Genomic DNA, 24221 nt, shown 5'->3' with positions numbered 1-24221 from the left:
TTATTCTTCAACTTTTATTTCAATTTTTATTGTGTTTTCACATTGCTTAAAATTTATGTTTTTACTTTCGATAATTTTAATAATTTCCAAGCTATGATTTATCATTTTTTTAGGAACTAATTTTCCAATGTTTTTTTCCTCTATGGGATTTATTTCAATATATTCAATTTTGTTTATAATATTAGGTCCTGTCTGTCCGGTTTCAATATAATTCCCAGTAGGATTAATAATCCAATCTTCCCAAGTTAAATTTTTATCTTTATTTTTTAATTTTAATCTAAATTTTACCGGTTGAGAGTTTAATTCTTTTATTAATTCAAATAAATTATCAGTGTTCATTTTTATCAATATAGTTTTTAAGATGACACATACCATCCAAATTTACATATTACGCCAATATTAAGACCTATGAAATTTTAGGAATGTTATTTCTTCTTTCTCCTTTCAATCATAAGGTACGCTGCGTCCAGCATTTTAGTCAGGTGAATGTACGGGCTTATCATATTCCTTTCCGGTAGATTGTTGTAGATTCCCAGTGAGAAATAGACCATTCCGGAAATAAAATAATCAAATTCCTTGATGCTGTATTCTCTGAATGCTTTTTTAAAGACCAACAGGGGATTTTGGTATTCCTTCTCCGAAAGCAAACCAAGAACCAACGGAGAAACATTTTCCAATTTGGGAACTGTAGTTGTTTTCTTTTCCTGCAACGTTATGAAGTAACCTGCACGGATAAATGACCGCATCGCCTGCTGAAAATGAAGGATAACGGACGGATGTTCTTTTATCCAGCTGTTTCTTTTTACCGCATAACTTATAATGTCGTTTAGCAGCTCTTTGGATGCTGTCAGGTCATTGAGCTTAAAATGGTTTTCCATTAGCTGTATGCCACAATATTTCTTCCGGTCTTTCCCAAGCCGGGAATGAAGGTCTGTTCTGTTTTTTTTCATGAGTTTGTATTTTTTTACTGTACGATTTTATTGGCCGTAAAGGAGGAAGCCCGCCTGAACTTCCTGCCCATACAAGCCGAATGAATATGATAGAATTTGTGTTTTCTAAAAGCCCTAAAGCCGCAATGGATTGTACACCCCATTGTACCGTATCATGATACTTTATGTTGTAAAGCAGGCTTAGAAAAAGATGATTGTAGAAAAACAGAACAGCATGAAAATAAAAACGGCATGAGACTCTACAATATCCAACTTGAGGTACTGGTATACCTGTACACAGATAAGAGAGCCCACGCCTAGGTCGTGAGCTGTTTACTTATCCTCTCGTGTACTTTAAATTACCAGTTTTCAAGTTGAGATTCTAAGCAATAGCTTCTATATTTCTTTGAAGTATCGCAAAGCTACATTTATTGTAGCTTATTGTACAAATATAATATAATTTTTTAATTGTAGGTTAATTCAACTACATTTTTTTATTGTAAACTTTCCAAATTGCTTTGATAATGGTATTGCAATGGATAGAATTGAGTTTCGAATAGCTTTTGGTAAAAGAGTTGAAAAATTTAGAAAGAAGTTGGGATTAAGCTATCGGGAGTTAGCTCAAAAATGTGATGTAGACCACAGTAATATCAGCAAAATTGAAAAAGGAGAGGTTGATTTAAGAATCTCTACACTACAGGAACTAGCTAAGGGCTTAGAAGTTCATCCTCAAGAATTATTTGATTTTAAAATAGAATAAAAAATAAGCTCCAAAGTATCAAACTTTCGAGCTTGGTTATAAAGGCAATTTTGTTTTATAGACTTAAAGACAAGGAACTTTGTGTAATTAGGATTTACAAAAGCAATTTTTAAATCAAAACTTGAAATTTACTTTTGTTAAAAATCTATTACCAGAAATTTATTTTTTTCTCCACGTAGTTCCTCGACCTTGAGTTCCAGGAGTTTGTTCAAGAAATCCTTTGTCTCGTAGACTGTAGAAAATTTGTTTCATAGTATTTTCTGAGCCAACATTAGAAAGTTCTCTTGCTGTTCTGTTATTGATAGAAGGATTAGATTCTAAATATTTCATAATAACTTCTTCTGGTGAGGCTAATGACTCATGTCTAATCAATACTTGAACTGAATTTTCTTTTTCAACTATTAAGGGTTCTTTCAACTTTAGTTTTTTCATAGCATCAAAAGCCGTATTTAACCCTTCACCAACATCTTTGTTAGGTGGGTTTGGAAATTTATTAATTAATCTTACGATAGCTCCATTCCTTGCAAATTGTTCTTTTAATATATTTCCTGTTGTGACATGTCCTGGTAATCTACCTGGACTCTCAACTTCAATTCGATTATCGAATATTCTTATATGTATATCAGAGGCAAGACTATAATCTCTATGTAGAACTGCATTTGTAATAATCTCATGCAATGTTTCATTTGGATAATGAATTGTCGTTTCACCATCTTCTGTAAAAACTTTAATTGTTTGAATAATCTCGGTCACTTTGGCAACAGCTTCATAAACTTGTTCATAGGCACAACCTTCTACTGAAATAGGTGTGAACGCAAGTGTTTCTCGTATCCCAACAGATTCTTTTGTCATGTATCTATAAATCTTAATTCCACTTTGTTTTGGAAGAGCAGCTTGTGGATTGTCGGCAAATAGCATAACAGCTGCGACAGTTGGGTGATTGGTTTTAATTAATAACTGTTTTTTTAACCAAGGTATTGGCTCAGTAGTTGGAATCACTTCAATCATAAACTTGTAAATGGTAAGTGAATCTGAAACAAAATCAAGAGGAACATCTAGTGTGTTATCTTCAAATGAAGAGACACCTTTGTCTAATTGTAGTCTAGTTAATTTTTCAGCTGTTTCAACAGGTAAACTTTGTGCACCACGTCTTATATAAGGTATCCCATCAGAAGCTTTTACAATTTGTTTGGTTTTAAGAATTCCGATTTGTAAAACTAACCCAATTTGTCCCGCAGCAGTTAAAAATGTATAAGTGAAATCTGTTCCAAGTGGAAAAAGTTCTTCAAATATTTGAATGTGACCATTAGCTGCTTCTACATCTGCAAAACCCCTCCATTGACGAGTTTTAACGCCAGAGACTTCTATCTCGTCAATACCAATGTAGATTTCCCCACCAACCGTATTAGCAAAAGCGGAAATTGTTTTTGTAAGTTTTCCTGGTCTGATATCTATAGCCTTTAAATCTCTGAAATGGTCTTCTTCTATAGTTAAAATATAATCCTTCTGTTTTTCGCTTATTTCTTTTGTTTCTATCATTCTAGTTTTGTTGAATAAAATTGCTTGTAAGACCCAAATTCAATCATTGTAATGGATTAAAATGTCATTAAGTTAAATATACGTAACTAATTCGATGTAAAAAATAAAATTTCATATTTTTTCATACTAATGATGAGCCTAAAAATAAAGGAAATTATAAGGCTGACAACTGAACGATATATAAAAAACCGCTCTACAAAGCAGAGCGGTTAGTATATTAATTGTCTCAGCGATACGATGTTACATCATTCCCGGCATTCCACCGCCCATTGGCATAGCTGGTTCGTCTTTTTTTACTTCAGTGATTACACATTCGGTTGTTAAAAGCATTCCGGAAACAGAAGCTGCGTTTTCAAGGGCAACCTTAACCCATATTTTGCCAATACAATGTTATCTGTAGTTGCATTATTCGGTTTTTGATCGAACGAATTTAAGTGTGTCAGTAATTATTGGTTTTGTCCAACCAATGTTTTCATCGGGATTTTTTTGTTCAAGGACTACTTTTACAGTATCAGAAAGTTTGTCAAGATAAATTATTTTTCTTCCGTTTCCAATTTCGGTGTAATTTTCATCTGTCGATAATCGAAGTTCAAACGGAAAATCTATAAAGTAGTCCCTATAATCATATTTAAAAATTATTTCCAATGGATAACTGATATTTGAAATTTTATTATTTTCATCGTATTCTATTTCAATTTTTGCAGTGTAAAACATTACATCTTTTTTGTTTAATAAGGTATAATTATTTTTTAATGGTTTATAAAAAACATTTTCAATACGCTTTTGTTTAGCTTGTTTTACATCGTTTTCTTTTGTTGCTGCAAATACTATAAATGAATAGCTTAAAGCATTTCCAATTAAAAGAGGAATAAATAATTTTTTAAAACTGAATTTGAAAATTTTTGATATAGCGAAAGTTTCAATACACACACTTCCCAAACACATCAAAAAATAAGTTGCAATCCAGTTAAATTTGTCAAAAGTTGCATTTGGAAGAAATCTATCAATTGCAAAATGCCAAATTAACATTGCAAACATCATCACAAGAGTTCCAAGAAATCCAGAAATTAAATTTCCGATTATTGACATTAGCACAGATTTTTTCCAACCAATTTTAAGAAATACATAAATAGTTATGGTTTCAATAATTATTGTAAGGAAAATTAAATACCAAAATTTTTGAACTTCTTCACTAACATAAATAGCGGGCCAAATTACATTTAATAAAGTCATTTATTTTTTGCGAGATATTGGTTTTGCAATTACAGATAACGTCCAAATATACGCATTGCGCAAATATCACATATATATTATTGCGCTTATTTCATATGTGTATTGTACAATTGCTTGTTAAACAGCGGTTTATTTTTAGTTGTTTTTGGATAAACGCAATAGTATATAATAAATGATAAACAAAAGAGTTATCTACAAAATAAAAAACCGCCCCACAAAAGCAGAACGGTTTATATATTAAATTGTCTCAGCGACACGCTGTTACATCATTCCCGGCATTCCGCCACCCATTGGCATAGCTGGTTCGTCTTTTTTCACTTCAGTAATTACACATTCAGTGGTTAAAAGCATTCCGGAAACAGAGGCTGCATTTTCAAGGGCAACTCTTGTTACTTTGGTAGGATCTATGATCCCTGCTTCAAGCATGTTTACGTACTCGTCAGTTTTTGCGTTGTATCCGAAGTCACCTTGTCCTTCAGCTACTTTAGCTACAATTACAGAACCTTCACCGCCTGCGTTGGCAACGATTTGTCTTAATGGCTCCTCGATAGCTCTCTTAACGATCTTGATCCCTGTAGTTTCATCAGAATTGATCCCTGTAAGGTTTTCCAAAGCTGAGATTGCTCTTACTAAAGCAACACCACCACCAGCAACGATACCTTCTTCTACAGCAGCTCTTGTAGCGTGTAGAGCATCGTCAACTCTGTCTTTTTTCTCCTTCATTTCCACTTCAGAAGCAGCACCTACGTAAAGTACGGCAACACCACCGGCTAACTTAGCCAGTCTTTCCTGAAGCTTTTCTCTGTCGTAGTCAGAAGTTGTAGTTTCCATCTGAGCTTTGATCTGGGCTACTCTTCCTTTGATTCTGCTTTCGTCACCGCCACCGTTTACGATAGTTGTGTTATCTTTATCGATCGTTACCTTTTCAGCAGTTCCAAGCATATCCAGAGAGATGTTTTCCATAGTGAAACCTTGCTCCTCAGAAATTACCTGTCCACCTGTAAGGATCGCGATATCTTCCAACATTGCTTTTCTTCTGTCCCCGAATCCCGGAGCTTTTACAGCAGCAATTTTAAGAGAACCTCTCAGTTTGTTTACCACCAAAGTAGCTAAAGCTTCACCTTCCACTTCTTCAGAAATAATTAAAAGAGATTTTCCGCCTTGTGCAATAGGCTCAAGAACCGGAAGCAATTCCTTCATTGAAGAGATTTTTTTCTCTACCAAAAGGATGTATGGGTTTTCTACTTCAGCTAACATTTTTTCAGGATTAGTCACGAAGTAAGGCGACTGATATCCTCTGTCGAACTGCATACCTTCCACAACATCTACCGTTGTATCGATACCTTTAGCTTCTTCTACAGTAATTACTCCTTCTTTACCCACTTTTCCGAAAGCCTCAGCGATCAAAGCACCAATAGTTTCATCATTGTTGGCAGATACAGAAGCAACCTGCTTTACCATTTCTGTAGAATCTCCAACAGTTTTAGACTGAGACTGAAGGTTTTGAACAACTGCAGTTACCGCTTTGTCGATACCTCTTTTCAGATCCATTGGGTTAGCACCAGCAGCTACGTTCTTAAGACCTTCTCTTACGATAGCCTGTGCCAAAACAGTAGCGGTAGTAGTACCGTCTCCCGCAATATCATTGGTTTTGGAAGCCACTTCTTTTACCATCTGCGCTCCCATGTTTTCTACTCTGTCTTCAAGTTCGATTTCTTTCGCTACAGAAACACCGTCCTTAGTTACGTGAGGTGCACCGAAAGATTTTTCAATCACCACATTTCTCCCTTTTGGTCCTAAAGTTACCTTTACTGCATTAGCCAATGCATCAACTCCTCTCTTTAGAGCGTCTCTTGATTCAATATCGAATTTTATTTCTTTTGCCATATTGTTAAGCTTTAAGCTTTAGGCAGTAAGCAGTAAGCTTTTGCCCTGAAGCTGTTAATTATTATTTAATAATTTTTTTCTAAGTTGTATAATTTTTTGTCTGATTAAATTCAGTTTTGGATTAAGGCCTGATAGCTGGTCTTCGGAAGTGAAACCTAAATCACAGGAAAGGAATAGTAAATATTCGGTTTCGTTTGTAGAACCTATACTTATTTCTAAAAATCTTGCAAATTCTTTGTCTGTAGCTCTTCCGCAGCCTTCTGCAATATTTGTTGGAACAGAAACTGCTGCTCTTCTTATTTGAGACGTTAAACCAAAAAGCTCTGATTTTGGAAAATTTTCAGAAATAATATAAATTTCTTTTACCAACTCGTGGGCAATTTTCCAGGTGTCATATTTTTTGTAGTCTCTCATTGCCTATTGCTTATAGCCTAATGCCTACTGCTTTTATCCAATCACTCCTAAAAGATCTCCTTCCTTAACGATTAAGTAATCTTTACCTTCCAATTTCAATTCAGCTCCTGAATATTTTCCATAAAGTACTTTGTCACCTACCTGAACAGTTGTAGGTTCGTCTTTTTTACCAGGACCTACTGCTACTACAGTACCTTCTTGCGGCTTTTCCTTTGCAGTGTCCGGGATAATAATTCCTGATGCTGTTTTAGTTTCTGCTGCGATTGGCTCTATCAGAACTCTGTCTGCCAATGGTTTAAAGTTTACTGACATAATATATTTATTTTTTTAATTATTTCTGTCTAATAATTCTCTAAATGTATGCCATGAGATGGCGGTGGCTGAAATGGCAGACTTTTATGTGTGGATGTGAAAATTTGGCAGAAAAATGAAAAAGATAAAGCCGGAAACTTCCGGCTTTTTGTATTTAATTCTAATAATTCTGTGAATTAAGGGCAGTTCTGTCCCGGTCCTATCCATAAGATACATTTTCCCTGTTCGTTCCATTCACAGCAAACAAGTCTGGCAGCACCTCCCATAATCAATTTTTGGGCGTCTCTGCTTAATGATTTAGCATTTTTCATGATTAATATTTTAATTTGTTTTTAGATTCCTGAACATTTATAGTCAATCAGGATTTTTGACGATTTGGTGTGTAATTGTTATTCAAAGATAGGGAAAATATGAATTGGTTATTCACTGTTTGTGGATTAATTATTGGAGTTTGTATTTTGAAAATCAGTATTGTATATGTTTGAATGTGAGATAGTATGATTGAATCAAAAAAAGGTAAGAAAAATATTACTGTATTTCATGTTTTTTTGAAGCCTGATTTATTTTTGAAATCACAGCCCCGGAAATAGCGATACTGATAAAATTGGTAACAGATCTCGCTTCATTCATAAAACGGTCCACACTGTAAAGAAGCGCAATATCCGTTAACGGAATTTTCCCAAATCTGTTTAAGGTAAAAATAAGAGCTAAAAATCCCGATCCCGGAACACCTGAAGCAGTTTTTGAGGTTATGGAAATAATGACGAAAAGCCACAGATAATCACTTAAGTTGAGTGAAATATCATAAAACTGAATAAGAAAACAACAGGTAACGGAAATATAGATACATGCTCCCGAAAGATTAAAATTATATCCCAAAGGAATTACAAATCCTAAAATTTTTCTGCTGTACCCTTCGGATTCCATTTTATCAAAGATCAGAGGGAAAGCGGTCTTTGAGGAAGAGGTAGTGACTACCAGGATGATTTCCTCTTTTAAATCCAGTAAAAATTTCCACAGCTGGATTTTAAACAGATAAGCTACTGCCCCTAAAATCCCGAAAATAAAAACAATATCGGCAAGATAAACCGTTGCCACTACTTTACTGAGGGGTAAAAGGGTATTGATACCATAAACAGCAATTCCATAAGCGATATTACAGAAAATAACAGCCGGAAGAATGATGTATAGATATTTGATTACCGTGTAAAAAACCTTAAGGCCGCGATCCAATATGTTCAGGAACTTTTCCCTTCCTTTGGAGAGATTCATAAAAATTCCGGCTACAATTGAAGTGATAAGGAAAATCCCATGCCTGTTAAGATACAGCCTGCCGGATAAACTTGCATCATTGATTTCAAAGGTTCTGGGAAGAGATTTACTGATCCTGGAGGTATCAATTCCCGTATCGGCTCCGGGTTTTACCGCAAAACCGAAAATAAATCCTAAAACAATAGCAATAGAGCTTAAAATCAGAAAATACAGAATAGTTTTCCATACGATACTCCTCGCGTTTTTGATCCCTGAAAGCTGGCAGATCCCGTACATGATCGCCATGAAAATAATAGGAAGGATGATCATTTCCAGTACCATGAAAAAATACCGGCTCACAATTCCCAGTTTAATGCTTGTCTCAGGTGCATAATGTCCTGTAAGCACTCCACCGAGAATTGCGGCAAATACATATAAGGTAAGATTTTTTAAATATCTTCCTGTGAATGTTTTTTTAGTTTCAAAAAGGTTCATCTGAAAAAAATATACTGTCTGTGCAAAACCGGGAGTTTTTTACATATCCGAAATATAATAATAATTAACGAATTGAGATTAGATCACACCAAGAATCAACGCTGCCAGAAGCATCACAATGGAGGAGCCCAAAGCCCATTTTAAAGTATACTTCAAATGATCGGAAAATTCCACACCTGCCAGTGATACCAGCAGATAGGTAGAAGGAACCAGCGGGCTCAGAAGATGAGAACCCTGCCCGATAAGGCTTGCCCGTCCCAATATTTCCGGTGAAATTCCCAGCTGATGTCCGGTAGTGACAATAATAGGAAGTATCCCAAAATAATAGGCATCATTGGACAGGAAAAAAGTAAGCGGAATACTGAATAGGGCGGTCACAATATTCAGATAGCCTCCCCAGCTTTTCGGCACTATTTCTATCATGCTGTTTCCCATTGCCTGCATAATGCCTGAACCATTCAGAATTCCCGTGAAAATTCCTGCTCCGAAAATCATTCCTGCTACTGATAGGGCGTTTCCTGCATGTTTGGAAATAATTTTCTGCTGGTCTTTCAGTTTTGGATAATTGATGATGGAAGCAATACAGAATGCAATCATAAAGGCAATGCCTAAAGGAACAATATCAAGGATCATCACCACTAAAAGAGTGATTGTAAGGGCAAGATTAATTAGAATCAGCTTGGGACGACGGAGTTTAGGATCTGCTTCACCAATAATATCATTGCTGTTGTAATTGGTAAATTTTCCGTGTTTGGCAATCCTTATTTTTTCTCTTCTTCCCAAAATGTAAGCCACAAATATAACCCATAGAATACCTATAGCCATGATAGGGATCATAGGAACAAAGATTTCTGTATGCCCAAGCTTCAGGGAGCTCATAACTCTTGCGGTAGGACCTCCCCAGGGTAGAATATTCATAATCTGGCCAGCCAGCATAATAATGCAGGTAAGAATTAACGGATTCATGCCCTGTCTTTTGTAAAGCGGAAGCATTGCAGCAACTACAATTAAATACGTGGAAGAACCATCGCCGTCCAGTGAAACCAAGGCTGTAAGAATGGCAGTTCCTATTGTTGTTTTGATGGGATTGTCCCCAACAGCTTTTAAAATTATATTCACTAAAGGCTCAAAAAGGCCAGTGTCTATCATTAAACTGAAATAAAGGATGGCAAAGATCAGCATCACACCTGTTAGCGCTATTTCTTTGACACCGTTTTTCATCATATCTCCCAGTTCAGGTCCGAAACCCGCGAAAAGAGCAATGGTTACCGGTACGATGACCAAAGCTGTAAGCGGTGTCATTTTTTTATTCATGATCAGGACCATAAAGATCAGGATCATGAGAAATCCGAGGAATGTAAGCATAGGTGATTGATTTATAGTTATTTATTTTTGTTTTTTCTCCAGTCGAAGCTGTTTCTGTAGCCGATGTAGCCATAGTTGCTTGTGGAACCAGTTTCCAGCTGGTTGATAAAAGCCACTTCAATCGCTGAATTTTTTCCTACTTTAATGCCAAGTCCGGCTGTTAAACGGTTGCTGTCGAACGGATCTTCCTTTACCACATTCATCCTTAATTCATTTTTCAGGATACCGTACAGTTTTTCTTTTTCTCCTGCTTTGTTAAATGGAATTCTCAGAGAAATCAGATAACGGAGACGAACGATAAATTCATTGGGATTGCTTATGAATCTTTCTTCCACCCGGAAACGGTGCGAAACCGAAGTTCTTCCGATATTACCTCCTAGTGTTACCTGCTGGAAAGGTCTTTTTTCATACCTCTCTTTTTTGGTATTGTCAGATTTATAGGAATCCAGTACCAGGAACATGAATCCGGCAGCGGGTTTTACTTCCTTGGCTACTTCGTAATCTACGTAGGCAGAAACCAGGAAAAGCCTTGTGTCATAAGCCAGGTCAAAGGAACGGTATTGTGACAGAGCCGTTAAAGTACTTTTATCCGTCAGTCTTGCCGACATCAGATACTGGAACCACATATTGTAGCTATCACGGCTTTGAGCATCTGCCTGATGGATTATTCCGAACAGCAGAATAATGATTAATTTGAATTTAATTTTCATGTAATATTGAGTTAATATCCTGATGTTTCAAATATATTTATAAGAACCAGCCGCAGATTTATTTTTCAATCAATGACAGTTTTTATCAGTGAACTGCACGGCGGGCTTAAAAAGATGGTATATTTGAAAGATTGAAAATTGAGGTTTTTAGATGTTTTTAATTGTAAATATTGTATTTATATTGTTGGTTTTCAGGCTTTTGTTTAATGCGAAAGTTTTGAAAAAGCTGATGGAATATCATTGGGGACTTTTGCTGAAGTTTCAGCACATTCTTTTCCTTTTGATCTTCATTTTAATTACTTTTTTTACCGAAAACTACTTTTTGGATGTTCCGGAACTCATCTGGAGTGTTATATCAGTCATTATTTTTAATGTCGGAATTTACAGTCTCGTCTATTCTTATCTCGTCCCTGAATTTTATCTTTCCAATAAATATCCTGAATTCATTCTCTTTGCCCTGATCACTTTTCTGGTCTCGAGCCTTTTCAGGATTCTGCTTGAACCGGCGGTTTTTAATATGAGTTTTAATGAAAACCTTTCCAATACAAAATTTCTGTACAATGTATATACCGCACAGGGAATTGTGATACTTGTTGCTTCATTTCTTGGAATTACAAAGGATAAATTTTTGATAGAGCAGGATTTTAAAGACCTGGGTGAGGAAAAAGACCAGCTGTACCTTGATCTTTTGAAATCTAAAATGAACCCCCATTTTTTACTCAATACGCTTAATAATATTTATTCCAAAAGCTTTCAGCCTTCGGAAAATACCTCGGAATCTATATTGCAACTCAGTAAACTGCTTCAGTATGTGATTTATGATACAGGAAAGGATAAAATCAGTATGGCTCAGGAGTTTTCATCCATTAAATCTCTTGCTGGATTATATCAGTTAAAGTACAATAATGTCTTGAACATCACTTTTACTGTTGAAGATGAAGAAACGCTGGAATTAATTGATATTCCGCCTTCTGTATGCCTTACTCTGTTTGAAAACGCCCTGAAACATTCAGCTGTGGGAATAGAAGAGGGGAGTTATATTAAGGTAGGCTATAAAATACTTGATCAGGAACTTTTATTTGAAATTCAGAATTCCGTGGCCAGGAAGAAGAACCTTGTCGGGAATCTGAATGACAGTGGTTTGGGGAATGAAGCGGTAATCAATATTCTTGAAAAAAACTACGCAGGAAGATTTACTTTTATATCTGAACCTATAGAAAATAATAACTATCAGACGATCTTAAAAATAAAATTGTAATGGCTAATCTGACAATCGTAAGTGTAGATGATGAATATCCGGCGCTCCAGCTTATCCAAAAATATTGCGGACAGATGGAAGATGTGGATCTGCTGAAAATTTTTCAGAATCCGGAAGAAGCACTGGAATATCTTAAACAGAATAGAGTAGATCTGGTAATTCTGGATATCAATATGCCTTACATCAACGGAATTGAGCTTTTACACCAGTTACCTTACAAACCGCTGTGCATATTTCTCACTCTGGAAACTCAATACGCGGTTAAAGCCTTTGAATTGGATGTTGTTCATTATCTTGTAAAGCCTGTAGATTTTGATACATTCAGGAAAGCAATTAATAAGGCAAAAGATTTCTTGCAGTTTAAAAATTCTACGGAACATCAGAAGAAAGAGGATTTTATTATGTTCAAATCCAATTATGTGATGAATAAAGTACTTCTGGACGATGTGCGGTGGGTGCAGGGATTTGGAGAATATATCATTCTGGTAACCCATCTGAAAAAGTATATGCTCCTTGAACGGATGTCTAATTTTGAAGAGAAATTTCAAAATCTGGGATTCATAAGAATTCATAAGTCATATATTGTCCTGTCTTCTCATATCAGTTCATATGATACGGCTCATGTGTATCTTAAAGATGGGGAGAAACTTCCGCTTGGAAGGACTTATAAGAATTCTTTGAAAGCTTACCTGAACTAATTTCAACAACAGCTTCATCAATCAATTTGAAAAATTGATTCATTCTTTACAAACTTTAATTTTCGGAATGTGAATGAAACTTTGCGTTAAAAAATCTCTCGCAGATTAAGCTGATTGAGCAGATTTTTTCTTTTCCGGAATTATATAATTCAATAGGAGCGGGCTTTAGCCCGCTTAATGATTTAAAGAAACATAAAAGGCTTTAGCCAAAAAATATAATAAATTCAATAAAAAAGGCAGCCTCAAATAGGGACAACCTTTTTTTATTTTTATAATTTCTTTCCGCCTGCCTGCATCGGATTTTCTTTTCCATTGGAGCCACCTCTTACCGGACCGTCTCCCTGTTTCTGTTTAAACAACTGGAATTTTGAAACCTGGCCATCAGAACCGCTGCTGCTCCACAAATTATTAGAAGTATCAATATCTGCAGTTTCTCTCATTGGATCAAGCTGTATGGATTTGATCTTCTTATCAAAATAATAAGTCTTTGAAACCTTCTGCTCATTATGTCTCCAGATTTGTGCAGATGATTTGTCGTATAGTTTTGATCCGTCTTCAAAAGTGAATTCAAGGATGATCGGCATTACCAGTCCTCCTTTGTTTACAAAATCAATCTGGTATCCTGTAAGATTTTTGAATTTCTCCTTGTCTTTGGAATCTAATGGAAGACCGGCTTCTGCTTTTACAGTATATTCTTTATCATTGTCTACTTTTTCTTGGCCTCTGTCATATCTGTAATAAAAATCCTGAAGATCTTTGTCTTTATCCACATAGAAGGTAATATTTTTATCCTCCCTGTTTCTGATCTTTGAAATATCCTCAAAAGAATTCTGAAGCGGTTTTTCCACTTTATATTTTGTTTCTTGGGCTTCCTGTGGGGGAGTATTGAGGTCCGGAGTGGCAACAGTTACCTTATCAATGGCAATGTCTACAGGATCTGTTCCGTAGAACCATCCTCTCCAGAACCAGTCAAGATCCTCTCCGCTGGCATCTTCCATTGTACGGAAGAAATCTGCGGGTTCGGGATGCTTGAATGCCCATCTTTTAGCATAGGTTTTAAAAGCTTTGTCAAAAAGTTCCCTTCCCATGATGGTTTCACGAAGAATATTTAAACCTGTAGCCGGTTTTGAATAGGCATTCGGGCCAAATTGAGCGATATTTTCAGAATTACTCATGATCGGCTCCAGTTGGTCTTTTGGCAGCTTCATATAGTCTGTGATCGTCCATGCTGGTCCTCTTTTTGAAGGGAATTTATTATCCCATTTTTCCTCTGTAAGATATTCCGTGAACGTATTTAAACCTTCGTCCATCCAGCTCCATTGTCTTTCATCTGAGTTGATGATCATCGGGAAGAAATTATGTCCAACTTCGTGGATCACAACTCCAATCATTCCGTTCTTGGTTCCTTCGGAATAAGTTCCGTCTTTTTCCGTTCTTCCGAAATTGAAACAGATCATCGGGTATTCCATTCCGTTGGCCGCTTCGACGGACTGTGCTACGGGATATGGATAAGGAATCGTGAATTCAGAATAGGTTTTAATTGTGTGGGCAACTGCCTTTGTTGAATATTTTCTGTAAAGTCCATAAGCTTCTTTTGGGTAGAAGCTCATTGCCATCACTTTATTATTATTTTCAGGGATTGTAACGCGCATTCCGTCCCACACGAACTTTCTGGATGAGGTCCATGCGAAATCCCTAACGTCATTGGCGGCAAATACCCATGTTTTTCTTTGTTTGGAATGATTTTTTTCAGCCTTTTTCGCTTCATCCAATGTTACAATTTCCACAGGTTCGGCAGCGTTTTCAGCCTTTCTGTATCTTGACATCTGGTCTGAGGTTAAAACCTGCTCATAGTTTTTACATTCCCCTGTTCCGCCTACAATATGATCTGCAGGGACATTCATGGAAACTTTAAAATTTCCGAATACCAATGCAAATTCCCCGCGTCCTGTGAACTGGTGGTTCTGCCATCCGTGGAAATCACTGTATACACACATTCTTGGGTACCATTGCGCCATAGTGTACAGGTCATTTCCGTCTTCCGCGAAATTTTCATAACCGCCACGGCCACCCATTTTAATTCTGTTTGGGATATTATAATTCCAGTCTACTTTAAAGACGAGTTTTTCTCCTTTTTTTAGAACTTTCGGCAGATCAATACGCATCATGGTTTTGTTCACCGTATATTTCAAAGGATTTCCTGAAGCATCCGTTACCTTTTCCAGGTTTACCCCATAGCCGTTATCTTTTTCAGGAAGCTCAGTTACTTTCAGTTGCTGATCAGTAGTAGAAGCCGGCAGGCTAGAAGAAAATGCAAAACCTGCATTTTTTATATTGGATTGTTCATTTTCATCCAGCTGCAGCCAGATATAATCCAGGTCATCCGGAGAATTGTTGTAATAGGTAATGGTTTCTGAACCTTTCAGGTTTCTTTTGTCTTCATCAAGATAAGCTGTGATGTCATAATCAGCTTTGTTCTGCCAATATCCCTGTCCGGGAGCACCCGAAGCTGTTCTGTAAATATTGGGGGTAGGAAGAATGGTCCCAAGCTGTTCGAATCTGTTTCCGTGGTTACTTCCAGGATTGTTCTGAATATTTTGTGCGGTGAAGCCTGTATATGCAAATACAGAAAATGAAAATAGTACTGCTTTTAATTTCATTACCGGATTTATTTAAAAGTTATCAAAGATAATAATAAGTAGTTGAAATATTGAAAATGTTTCAAAGCTAGAACGGAATTCTTTCCAAAGTCATTTTTAAAGACAATGCAAATACCCCGGAAGAGACGAACAGTATCCAGTCTTTCTTATTAACCTTGAAAAGATTCAACAGGATAAATAAAGCGATGAGAATAGCTGTTACAATAACGATCTGTCCCAGTTCCAGTCCGGTATTAAAGCCCAGCAACGGCATGGCAATGCTCTGGCTTTTGGCAATCATTACCCTTGCTGTATTGGCAAAGCCCATTCCGTGGATGAGGCCGAAAATAGCTGCCAGATAGTAATTGGCCCGCATCAACGTCTGTTTTTTGTTTTTCATAAAGATATTATCCAGAGAAGTCAGTACAATAGTAAGCGGAATTAAAAATTCTACCCAGGCAGAAGGAACCCTGAAAACATCAAGAATACTTAATGCTAATGTGATGGAATGCCCGATTGTAAATGCTGTAACCAGAACCAGGATTTTTTTCCAGTCGTTGTAAGAATATACGGCAATCAGAGCCAGCACGAATAACTGGTGATCCAGGGCATCAAGAGAAATAATATGTTCCCAGCCAAGGTTTAAATAGAATAGAAAATCCTGCATCATAACGTAAAAATATAATGCGTACGAAAATAATGATTAATTTCGAACAAATTTTAAAGGTCAGGACTTATGAAGAACTTATGGCTGTTTTTGCTACCATTGTTTTTTTTATTCTCTTTTTCAGAAGTGAAGCATCCTTATCACGTAGGATCTGTAGAAATTAATTATAATGCCCAATCAAAATCTTTTGAGATTACCGGGAGGTTTTTCCTGGATGATCTGGAAAACGGGCTGGGTAAAAAATACGGAAGTTCTTTCCATTTTAATGATGAGAAATATAAGAGCAAGCTTAACGATGCTTTGGAAAAATACTTTGCCGAATATTTTAAACTGAAAGCTGATGGAAAGTTTTTAAAGGTAAATTATGTAGGTTTTGAAGAAGACAGTGAGTCTGTGAATGTTTTTCTTGAGTCAGAAAAGGTAGCATCTCCTAAAAAAATTGAAACTGCTGTGAGTTTTTTATATAATATTTTTGATGATCAGATCAATATTGTTCACATGATTGTGAACGGTGAAAGGAAAAGTGAAAAGCTGACCTATCCGAACCGCTATCTGTATCGGCAGTTTTAAATTTTCCATCAAATATTAAATCACCAATTGATGATTAATAATTTTAAATTGTATCATTTTTGAAATTATTTTTAATAATTATTTTTCAACATTTATTGAATTTTGTTGTTAATATTATATTTATAATAATATTTTATTATTTAACGAATATGCTATTTGTTTTTTCTTTAAAATAAATTATATTTGTGTAGAGCTATTTTTAGATGATTATTTTTTAATTAATGGTTTATTAAATTATACTTTTTATTGAAATTATAATTTTGCAGATAAATATGATTTAACAATTTTATCTCTTTAAAAAATAAAATTAATGAAAATAGAAAGGATAGCTTTTTGTGTTTTAATAATTTTATCGGATTAAGTAGGGATTGGAATAGATTCAGATAGAAAGAAATAAACATAATTAAACAGCAGATTCTAATAACACAAATTGTTAAAAAACACTTACGTTCCCTGTGAGTGTTTTTTATTTATTTTCCATCTGGATCAGTGAATTGATTCCTTTGGCATGGGTGAGGAGATCCGGAAAGAAATTATTATAACATTCCTGAAGAAAAGGTTTGTTTTCCATAAATGCTTCGAAAACAGGGATTTCCGGATTCAGGTACTTGGCTTTATTAAGAACATTCCGCATGCTGAATTTAATGCCCCAGTCTTCACGGTAATTGTACAGCCAGTCATCCGCTTCCATTTTAGCCAGCATCATTTTGAAATTCTCAGGAAGCCATTTCTCATGCTCATGAAGCACGCTGTAGACCCGTAATGAATGAGCCTTCCATTCAGCCGGAGAATGCAGGGAAAGGTCTGTAGCTACGAAATAATCCATGGCAACATCTACAAAAGCACCGGCATAAAGCCTGACTAAAGGTGAAAATACTTTCTTGGCTTCATGGATGGCGGGATGGGAATCTGTAAATGTATCAACTGCCCTGTGCATCGTAATGCCGTCCTGGATATCTTTCGGGAAAGAATAACGTTCATTGTTCCGGATAAAATCTTCAAGAAACTGTCCTACAATCTGCCCGTCGGTAAAAGAAAGAAAAGAGTGAGCCAAATAATTCATAGATTAAAGGTATAAATTATATGTGAATGAAGGCCACGCTTAATCTGTTAAAAAATCCTTTCATGGAAATCCTCAATTTTGCTTACCTCTTCAATTTTGATCCCGAATTTCCTTTTCGGAATTTTATTGAGATTTGAGACAAATATTTTTTCATAGCCTAATTTTTCAGCTTCTGTAATTCTCTGTTCAACTTGCGCCACTGGCCGGATTTCACCACTTAGCCCAATCTCTCCTGCAAAACAAAAGTGCTCGGAAATGGCAATATCTTCATTGGAAGAAAGAATGGAAGCCACCACGGCAAGATCTAATGCAGGATCATCCGTTTTTATACCTCCTGTAATATTCAGAAAGACATCTTTTGCGCCAAGCTGGAAACCTGCCCGCTTTTCCAGAACAGCTAACAGCATATTCAGTCTTTTTGCATCAAAACCGGTAGAGCTTCTCTGCGGCGTACCGTAAACTGCTGTGCTTACTAATGCCTGTATTTCCAGAAGCATTGGCCTGTTTCCTTCAAGAGTTACGGCAACGGAATTGCCTGAAAGTTCTTCAAATTTCTTCGTGATCAGGATTTCGGAAGGGTTTCTTATTTCCTTTAAACCTTGTGATACCATTTCATAAATCCCGATCTCGGAAGTAGATCCGAAACGGTTTTTATTAGCTCTGAGCAGCCTGAAAAGGTGGTTTCTGTCCCCATCGAAATTCAAAACCACATCCACCATATGCTCCAATACCTTTGGTCCGGCAATCTGACCGTCTTTGGTGATATGGCCTACGAGGAAAACAGGAGTATTGTTTTCTTTAGCAAATTTGATGATCTCATTGGAGCATTCCCTGATCTGGGAAACGGTTCCGGGTGAACTTTCTATCAGTTGCGACTGAAGGGTCTGGATAGAGTCAATAATCATGAAATCCGGTTCCAGTTTTTTGGCTTCGTGAAGGATTTTTTCCAATGAAGTTTCTGTGAAAAGAAAACAGTTCGGATTTTGAATGTCTGTAAGCCTGTCTGCCCTCATCTTAATCTGTGAAGCACTTTCCTCTCCTGAAACATAGAAAATTTTTTTCTTCATTTTTAAGGCCAGCTGAAGCAGAAGTGTAGATTTACCGATTCCGGGTTCACCTCCGATCAGGGTTACGGAACCCAATACAATTCCGCCACCCAGAACACGGTTCAGTTCCTCGGAAGGGGTCTTTATTCTGGGTTCTTCACTGGTCTCAACTTCAATAATGTTGATGACATGCTGTTTTGATTTTGAAAAAGGCGGAGTTTTGGATGAAGTTTTTTCCACCACTTCTTCCACAAGGGTATTCCATTCCCCACAGTTTTTACATTGTCCCATCCATTGGGAGTACTGGGTTCCGCAGTTTTGACAGAAATATGCTGTTTTCAGTTTTGCCATACTGCGAAGTTAAAAAAAATGAATGTCCTTTCAGAATTTTAGTTAATTTTCACACATGAAAAATGTTCTTCTGAAAAGCCTGGCCGTATTTGTTGTCATGAGTTTTCTCAACACTCAGCTTGCTTACTGGAGTGGTGAATTCATTAAGCTGCCTGGCGGGAAGTTTGGAATGCTGTCAACGGCCGTTCTTGTCGGATCTTTGATTATTACCGTTATTGCTTTGATAACAGTCGCGATATTCAAAGGAAGCTATAATTCGATATGGAAGATGGCTGTATTGTTTGAAATCCTTTACCTGTTGATGTTAATGCTGTCCGGGGCCAGTCCTGTTACTTATTTTACAGACAATACGGATTATCATCTGATAGATTTACTTTTATACCTGAATTCGATGGTAATTTGTGTCGTGGTGTGTCTTTTTGATGTTATTTATTCCAGAATACTTTCAACTAAGGTTAAAAACTAACCTACATCAATAATGAATTACATTTTATAGCATATCTTTACTCCAATTAAAAATAACATAAAAATATAGTACTATGAAAAAAGTATTTTTATCATTCGTATTCACGCTGTTAAGCGTTCTGGGTTTTGCACAGACTGAATGGTCGGTAGATCCCATGCATTCTTCTGTGAACTTTAATATCAAGCATATGGGTATTAGCTTCGTACAGGGACGATTCGATTCTTTTAAAGGAAAAATAACTGCTGAAGGTGCTAATCTGGACAATGCCGTTTTTGATTTTGGGGTAGAGGTGAATTCCATCAATACAGGTGTGGATATGAGAGATAAGCATCTTAAAAGCGCCGATTTTTTTGATGCTGATCAATATCCTGGAATGAGTTTTCACAGTACTTCCATTACTAAGGATAAAAATAATTCATATACACTGAAAGGAACCCTGAAAATTAAGGAGACTGTAAAAGAAATCAGTGTTCCGGTAACATTCGGAGGGGTTACTAAAAACCAACAGGGAAAAGAAGTGATGGGTTTCCAGACAAAATTCACGGTGAACCGTCTGGATTATGGGATTAAATATGATCCAACAGGTGCCGGAGTCGCTAAAGATGTAGAAGTAAGCTTATATTTTGAGCTGGTAAAACACTAGTTCTCTCAATAAACTAAAAAAAGGTTTTTCAATTATTTGAGAAACCTTTTTTATTAAACTGTTGCAGTCAGTATAATCCTAATTTTTTTAAATCTCTCGCAGATTTAACAGATGATGCAGATGTTTACGCTATAATTTAATCTGCTTGATCAGCTAAATCTGCGAGAGATTCAAGAGTATGGTTTAAAAATTTACCCTTCCTGAAGAAACTGTGAAGATTCCATAATCATCAATCAGCATATGCTCCTTTTCAATACCGTTGTATTTTAATACCCTGTCGAGCTCTTTCTGTGAGCGTCTTCTCATGATCCAGTCTTTGTTCTGGTGATTATTCAAAACATAGGCAATCATTTTCAGCTGAGGATGCCACGGCTGTCCCGTATAGACAACGAAAGAATCTTTTTCAGAAATAGAAGCTACTCCTTTAACAGCTCTTGAAGCCATTTCATTATCTCCGAACAGTTCCAGAATACCGGAAATAATTGTAATATTAGGTTCGAAATCCAGTTTTTTATAAGTTTCAGGATCAAAGCAGTCGAAGTTTGTAAAGCGGATATTCTGATAATTTTTATCTCTGATTACTTTCTCTCCGATTTCAATATTGTCCTTTACAAATTCATTGATAACAATTTCTGCTTCAGGATATTTTTCTTTAATATCAAATAAATAATTTCCTGTTCCGCCCGCAATATCAAGAATCTTAATTTTCCGGCCTTCTTTCTTCAGAGTTTGGATATTCTGTTCCAAAAGTTGGATCAGGTGAACCTTACGGATACGGATTCCTTTCCAGCCAATGGCGTTGAGGTAATTTTTATCCATCATTTTTCCGAAACCCAATTTTCCTTTTGGCTGGTTCTGGTAAACGTAATGAAGGGAAGCACCGGAATCAAAGCCATGTTTCAGGCCGATGGCCATTCCGTTACTTATTTTCCCGATATTTTTAAGTGAAAACTTCTGAAATTTAAAATTCAGATTATTCCCGACATTATTCTGCAGATCCTCGTATTCTTTTACAGAAAAACGGTCAGGGTGAAGAGATACGGTTTTGTGAGTTCTGCTAAAACATTTTGCGGCAAAATCCGCAACTTTATCGTATACCTTTTCTTTTCCGGTATCAAAAAGGATTCCGTGGAAAAAGCCAGGCAATACTTCATATTTTTTCAGATCCGTGTCAAGTTTGTCATAAAAGGATTTCTGCTCCTTATTGAAAACCACATGATCTTTTTCTGCTGCCAGAATCAGGGCCGGTGTATCAATAGCTTCTGCATCTTCTACCAGACGTTTCCCTGCTTTTGCAAGATCAATCAGAAGTTCGGCATCTATAGATCTTGTGATCAAAGGATCGGTATCATAAGCTTTCTGCTGTTCCGGGTCGTGAGTAAGCATTTTAGATTTTACATAGCTTTTAATGATCAGTCCTTTTTTTAGTTTTGTTCCTAGCGTGATCATTTCATTGGCTAACGGGACGATAAGATTAATTTTGAAAGCGGGAGCCAGAAGTGCCATTCCTGCAATATCCGGAGCAAAATCATGGGTCCAGGCTGAAGCAACAACCCCTCCGATACTGTTTGCCAAAACGAAAATATCTGAAATTTTTATATGGTATTCTGTTCCTAAAAATTTGGAAAAAGAATCAAGATCCCGCACATAATCCATGAAAACGGAAGATGTTTTGGTTTCTGTATAGCCATGCCCGCGCAGGTCAAAAGCAAAAATGTTATATTGGGAAAACTGCGGCGACTGTGCAATATCATTCAGTCTTTCTGAATGTTCATGGCCACGGTGGATGATAATGATACTTTTCTGTTGAGGCTGGTAATTCCATTCACGGTAGAAAATGGTACTGCCGTCAAAACTCTTAAAATGTCCGTTGTTCATAGTTTAAATTTTTTTCAAAAAATCCATCAGATAGGGATGAATTATTGCATTTTTATTCATCTTCTTCATAGTTTCCACTGCATCTGGTATGGGTAAAGATAGAATATTTTTCATTACTAATATACCTATGACGGTACTTCTTGTAAAGCCCATAGTGCAATGTATAAGTATTTTTCCGTCCGTTGGAAGTTTTTTATAATTCTCTGTAATCTCTGTAACCAGTTTTTGCGTTTCATGTATGTCGAAAGTTCCGATATCAAGAAAAGGAAACGGATGGTAGGAAAGGTCCTTTTTTAATGCTGATGTTTCCTCCATTTCTGCTGAAAGATCATACACCAAAGTATAGCTGCTGATTTCGAAATTATTCAAGTCTTTAGAGTCGGGCCTCGAAGAAATACAGATACGGGGTAAAATCTCGATAGGCTTCTTATTTTTCCGGAAAAATTTCCAGAAGCTCCGATAGATTATAAGATAAGGTGCATAAAAGATCTTCCGCCATAATGAAATGTTTCCCTTTTTGTCTTTTAGAAAATGAACGTTATTTTTTTGATAATGATATCCGATAATTATAATCATTAAAGCAGGCCAAAGTAAAACGAGCCAAAAATGATTAAAAAAGCTGTCCAGGAATAAGGCTGTAGAGATCAGTATCCATCCGGACAAAAAATAAAAATTGGCAATGTGAAAATTTCTGTACTGGAAATCATATTTGCGGTATGGGAAAATAACAAAACTGATGTGGGCAAGAACGGTTCCGGACAGAATATCAATGAAATGGTGCTGATAGGTCGTAAGCGTAGAAATTCCAAGTAAAATAAGCCACAACATTAAAAAGGTCCGTAATTTTCCCAAATTCCTGAAAACCGTCCAAAAAATAAAGGCATAGGCAATATGCAGTGACGGAGACTGGTTAAAAGGGGAATCGAATATTTTCAGAAACAGAAAAGAATAGTTTAGAATAGAACCATCTGTTTCAGGCTTTAATAAAGAAAATTTCAGCGGAAATACAACGAAGCAAATGCCTGCTGCAGCAGTGACAAAAAGCATTCTCTTTGTAAGAACTTTTAGCTGTCCTTTGTTTTGGCACATAAAAAATACCGAACAGAAAAAAATACCGCTGGTCATGTACGGAATAATGCTCCATGGCAGAAACGGGATCTGCTTTTCAAAATCAAATACGAATGACGGGACTTTTTCAGCCTTTGACGTATACCATGCTGCAAAATTATAAATAACCATGAATGCAAGGGCACACAGAATGAAAGCATAAATCCGCTGTTTTATGGTTGGTCGTCTTTCATCCATTGGGCTTTCCTGTACATAATTATATTCAATAAAAAAGATGGGAGTAAGGATAATGATTTCATCATCCACTTCATTTTTGCAGGGAAAATTATTAGCTTTTCCTGCTTTTCAATAGCTGTAGAAATAATATTCACAGCGGTTTCAACATCGGTAAGGAATGGTTTTTTACTCAGGTCATTGTTATTTAGTTGCCGTAATTTTCCGGTGTCTATATATCCGGGAGCAACAGCCGTTACGGAAATTCCAAACGGTTTCAGAGCCCGGCGGTAAGCATCGGCGATCTGGATCACAGACCGTTTTGTCTTGGTATACAGGCTGGAGTTTTCATAGTCCATGATTCCGGAGACAGAAGCAATAACTGCAATCTTTCCTTTTGTATGCCCTTTCATTGCTTTCCTGGCAGTTTCAAAGCAGTTAACTGTTCCCAGAATATTGGTTTGAAGCATTTCTTCAGCCTCTTCATAAGAAATTTTTCCTGCAACATCTTCAGCATAGCTTCCTGCGCAATTGATGAAAATATCCAGATTGTTTTCATGGCCTGTAAATGAATGCACCGCAGCCGAAATAGAATCTATATCACAAACATTTGCCTGAAAAGGTTTAAATTTTTCAGAAAGGCTTTCAGGGATTTTTTTCAGATCTCTTCCGCAGACTCCCACGCAATATCCTTTTTCAAGATAATGCCGGGCAAGAGCGTAGCCAATACCGGAAGTTCCACCTGCTATAAAAACATTCATGAGAG

Annotated in this window: 24 protein-coding genes; 6 read left to right on the top strand and 18 right to left on the bottom strand. The window is 36.5% G+C overall.

Annotated elements, in window-relative coordinates:
- Entirely contained in the window at positions 1-339 is a 339-nt protein-coding gene (locus HNP36_RS15770; protein ID WP_184165725.1) for a DUF6678 family protein, read from the bottom strand.
- An 86-nt stretch (positions 340-425) separates the two neighbouring features.
- The gene (locus HNP36_RS15765; RefSeq protein WP_184165722.1) at positions 426-950 is read right to left on the bottom strand and encodes a hypothetical protein; all 525 of its coding nucleotides are present in this window, start codon (positions 948-950) and stop codon (positions 426-428) included.
- A 514-nt stretch (positions 951-1464) separates the two neighbouring features.
- Between HNP36_RS15765 and HNP36_RS15760 the strand changes: the two genes are divergently transcribed.
- Positions 1465-1689, top strand: a complete 225-nt coding sequence (locus HNP36_RS15760) for a helix-turn-helix domain-containing protein (RefSeq protein ID WP_184165719.1) — start codon at positions 1465-1467, stop codon at positions 1687-1689.
- A 159-nt stretch (positions 1690-1848) separates the two neighbouring features.
- Here the strand turns inward: HNP36_RS15760 and HNP36_RS15755 are convergent, their stop codons facing one another.
- The 9 genes from HNP36_RS15755 to HNP36_RS15720 all read right to left on the bottom strand — a co-directional run bounded on the left by HNP36_RS15755 (position 1849) and on the right by HNP36_RS15720 (position 10895).
- On the bottom strand, positions 1849-3228 hold the full coding sequence (locus HNP36_RS15755) for an ATP-binding protein (RefSeq protein WP_184165716.1): 1380 nt from the start codon (positions 3226-3228) through the stop codon (positions 1849-1851).
- Between the two features lie 405 nt (positions 3229-3633).
- Positions 3634-4461: a hypothetical protein gene (locus tag HNP36_RS15750; protein WP_184165714.1), complete on the bottom strand. Its 828-nt coding sequence runs from the start codon at positions 4459-4461 to the stop codon at positions 3634-3636.
- 261 nt (positions 4462-4722) lie between these two features.
- Positions 4723-6348: a chaperonin GroEL gene (groL, locus tag HNP36_RS15745; protein ID WP_184165711.1), complete on the bottom strand. Its 1626-nt coding sequence runs from the start codon at positions 6346-6348 to the stop codon at positions 4723-4725.
- Between the two features lie 54 nt (positions 6349-6402).
- Positions 6403-6717, bottom strand: a complete 315-nt coding sequence (locus HNP36_RS15740; RefSeq protein WP_410494192.1) for a four helix bundle protein — start codon at positions 6715-6717, stop codon at positions 6403-6405.
- A 78-nt stretch (positions 6718-6795) separates the two neighbouring features.
- Complete coding sequence (gene groES / locus HNP36_RS15735) at positions 6796-7074, bottom strand: co-chaperone GroES (RefSeq protein ID WP_184165704.1); 279 nt, start codon at positions 7072-7074, stop codon at positions 6796-6798.
- 176 nt (positions 7075-7250) lie between these two features.
- Positions 7251-7385: a hypothetical protein gene (locus HNP36_RS19315; RefSeq protein ID WP_262889263.1), complete on the bottom strand. Its 135-nt coding sequence runs from the start codon at positions 7383-7385 to the stop codon at positions 7251-7253.
- Between the two features lie 217 nt (positions 7386-7602).
- Positions 7603-8820: a cation:dicarboxylate symporter family transporter gene (locus HNP36_RS15730; protein ID WP_184165701.1), complete on the bottom strand. Its 1218-nt coding sequence runs from the start codon at positions 8818-8820 to the stop codon at positions 7603-7605.
- A gap of 78 nt (positions 8821-8898) precedes the next feature.
- Positions 8899-10185 (bottom strand): CitMHS family transporter, encoded by a 1287-nt coding sequence (locus HNP36_RS15725; RefSeq protein WP_184165698.1) that lies wholly within the window; start codon positions 10183-10185, stop codon positions 8899-8901.
- Positions 10186-10202: 17 nt separating this feature from the next.
- Entirely contained in the window at positions 10203-10895 is a 693-nt protein-coding gene (locus HNP36_RS15720) for a DUF2490 domain-containing protein (protein WP_184165695.1), read from the bottom strand.
- Positions 10896-11046: 151 nt separating this feature from the next.
- Here HNP36_RS15720 and HNP36_RS15715 point away from each other — a divergent pair, with 151 nt between their 5' ends.
- Positions 11047-12153 carry a sensor histidine kinase gene (locus HNP36_RS15715; protein ID WP_228456407.1) on the top strand — a complete coding sequence of 369 codons (1107 nt, stop codon included), beginning with the start codon at positions 11047-11049 and terminating at the stop codon, positions 12151-12153.
- Positions 12153-12851, top strand: coding sequence for a LytR/AlgR family response regulator transcription factor (locus HNP36_RS15710; protein ID WP_184165691.1), 699 nt, complete (start codon positions 12153-12155; stop codon positions 12849-12851). Before HNP36_RS15715 ends, HNP36_RS15710 begins: the two co-directional genes overlap by 1 nt.
- A 269-nt stretch (positions 12852-13120) precedes the next feature.
- Here HNP36_RS15710 and HNP36_RS15705 read toward each other — a convergent pair whose 3' ends face one another.
- Positions 13121-15511, bottom strand: coding sequence for a M1 family metallopeptidase (locus tag HNP36_RS15705; protein WP_184165688.1), 2391 nt, complete (start codon positions 15509-15511; stop codon positions 13121-13123).
- A 67-nt stretch (positions 15512-15578) separates the two neighbouring features.
- On the bottom strand, positions 15579-16157 hold the full coding sequence (locus HNP36_RS15700; RefSeq protein WP_184165956.1) for a HupE/UreJ family protein: 579 nt from the start codon (positions 16155-16157) through the stop codon (positions 15579-15581).
- Between the two features lie 69 nt (positions 16158-16226).
- On the opposite strand from HNP36_RS15700, the gene HNP36_RS15695 reads away from it, so the two are divergent.
- Positions 16227-16727 (top strand): DUF6702 family protein, encoded by a 501-nt coding sequence (locus tag HNP36_RS15695; RefSeq protein ID WP_184165685.1) that lies wholly within the window; start codon positions 16227-16229, stop codon positions 16725-16727.
- A gap of 466 nt (positions 16728-17193) precedes the next feature.
- Here HNP36_RS15695 and HNP36_RS15690 read toward each other — a convergent pair whose 3' ends face one another.
- Complete coding sequence (locus tag HNP36_RS15690) at positions 17194-17790, bottom strand: ACP phosphodiesterase (protein WP_184165681.1); 597 nt, start codon at positions 17788-17790, stop codon at positions 17194-17196.
- Positions 17791-17837: 47 nt separating this feature from the next.
- A complete protein-coding gene (gene radA / locus HNP36_RS15685; protein ID WP_184165678.1) occupies positions 17838-19187 on the bottom strand; it encodes a DNA repair protein RadA in 1350 nt (449 codons plus the stop codon).
- Positions 19188-19242: 55 nt separating this feature from the next.
- Between radA and HNP36_RS15680 the strand changes: the two genes are divergently transcribed.
- Together HNP36_RS15680 and HNP36_RS15675 are read left to right on the top strand one after the other, a co-directional pair.
- Complete coding sequence (locus HNP36_RS15680) at positions 19243-19653, top strand: hypothetical protein (protein ID WP_184165675.1); 411 nt, start codon at positions 19243-19245, stop codon at positions 19651-19653.
- A gap of 73 nt (positions 19654-19726) precedes the next feature.
- Entirely contained in the window at positions 19727-20296 is a 570-nt protein-coding gene (locus tag HNP36_RS15675; RefSeq protein WP_184165672.1) for a YceI family protein, read from the top strand.
- Between the two features lie 183 nt (positions 20297-20479).
- On the opposite strand, the gene HNP36_RS15670 is transcribed toward HNP36_RS15675, so the two are convergent.
- From HNP36_RS15670 to HNP36_RS15660, 3 genes are read right to left on the bottom strand one after another with little or no spacing between them, the layout of a single operon-like run.
- On the bottom strand, positions 20480-22174 hold the full coding sequence (locus HNP36_RS15670) for a bifunctional alpha/beta hydrolase/class I SAM-dependent methyltransferase (protein ID WP_184165669.1): 1695 nt from the start codon (positions 22172-22174) through the stop codon (positions 20480-20482).
- Between the two features lie 3 nt (positions 22175-22177).
- The gene (locus HNP36_RS15665; RefSeq protein ID WP_184165666.1) at positions 22178-23548 is read right to left on the bottom strand and encodes a phosphatase PAP2 family protein; all 1371 of its coding nucleotides are present in this window, start codon (positions 23546-23548) and stop codon (positions 22178-22180) included.
- The gene (locus HNP36_RS15660) at positions 23455-24216 is read right to left on the bottom strand and encodes an SDR family NAD(P)-dependent oxidoreductase (protein ID WP_184165663.1); all 762 of its coding nucleotides are present in this window, start codon (positions 24214-24216) and stop codon (positions 23455-23457) included. Before HNP36_RS15660 ends, HNP36_RS15665 begins: the two co-directional genes overlap by 94 nt.
- Between the last annotated feature and the right edge of the window lie 5 nt (positions 24217-24221).

Origin of the sequence: Chryseobacterium shigense, from assembly GCF_014207845.1 — a bacterium.
Lineage (GTDB): Bacteria > Bacteroidota > Bacteroidia > Flavobacteriales > Weeksellaceae > Chryseobacterium > Chryseobacterium shigense_A.
The sequence above is the reverse complement of the archived record's forward strand: the minus strand, read 5'-3'. Positions and strand labels throughout refer to the sequence as shown.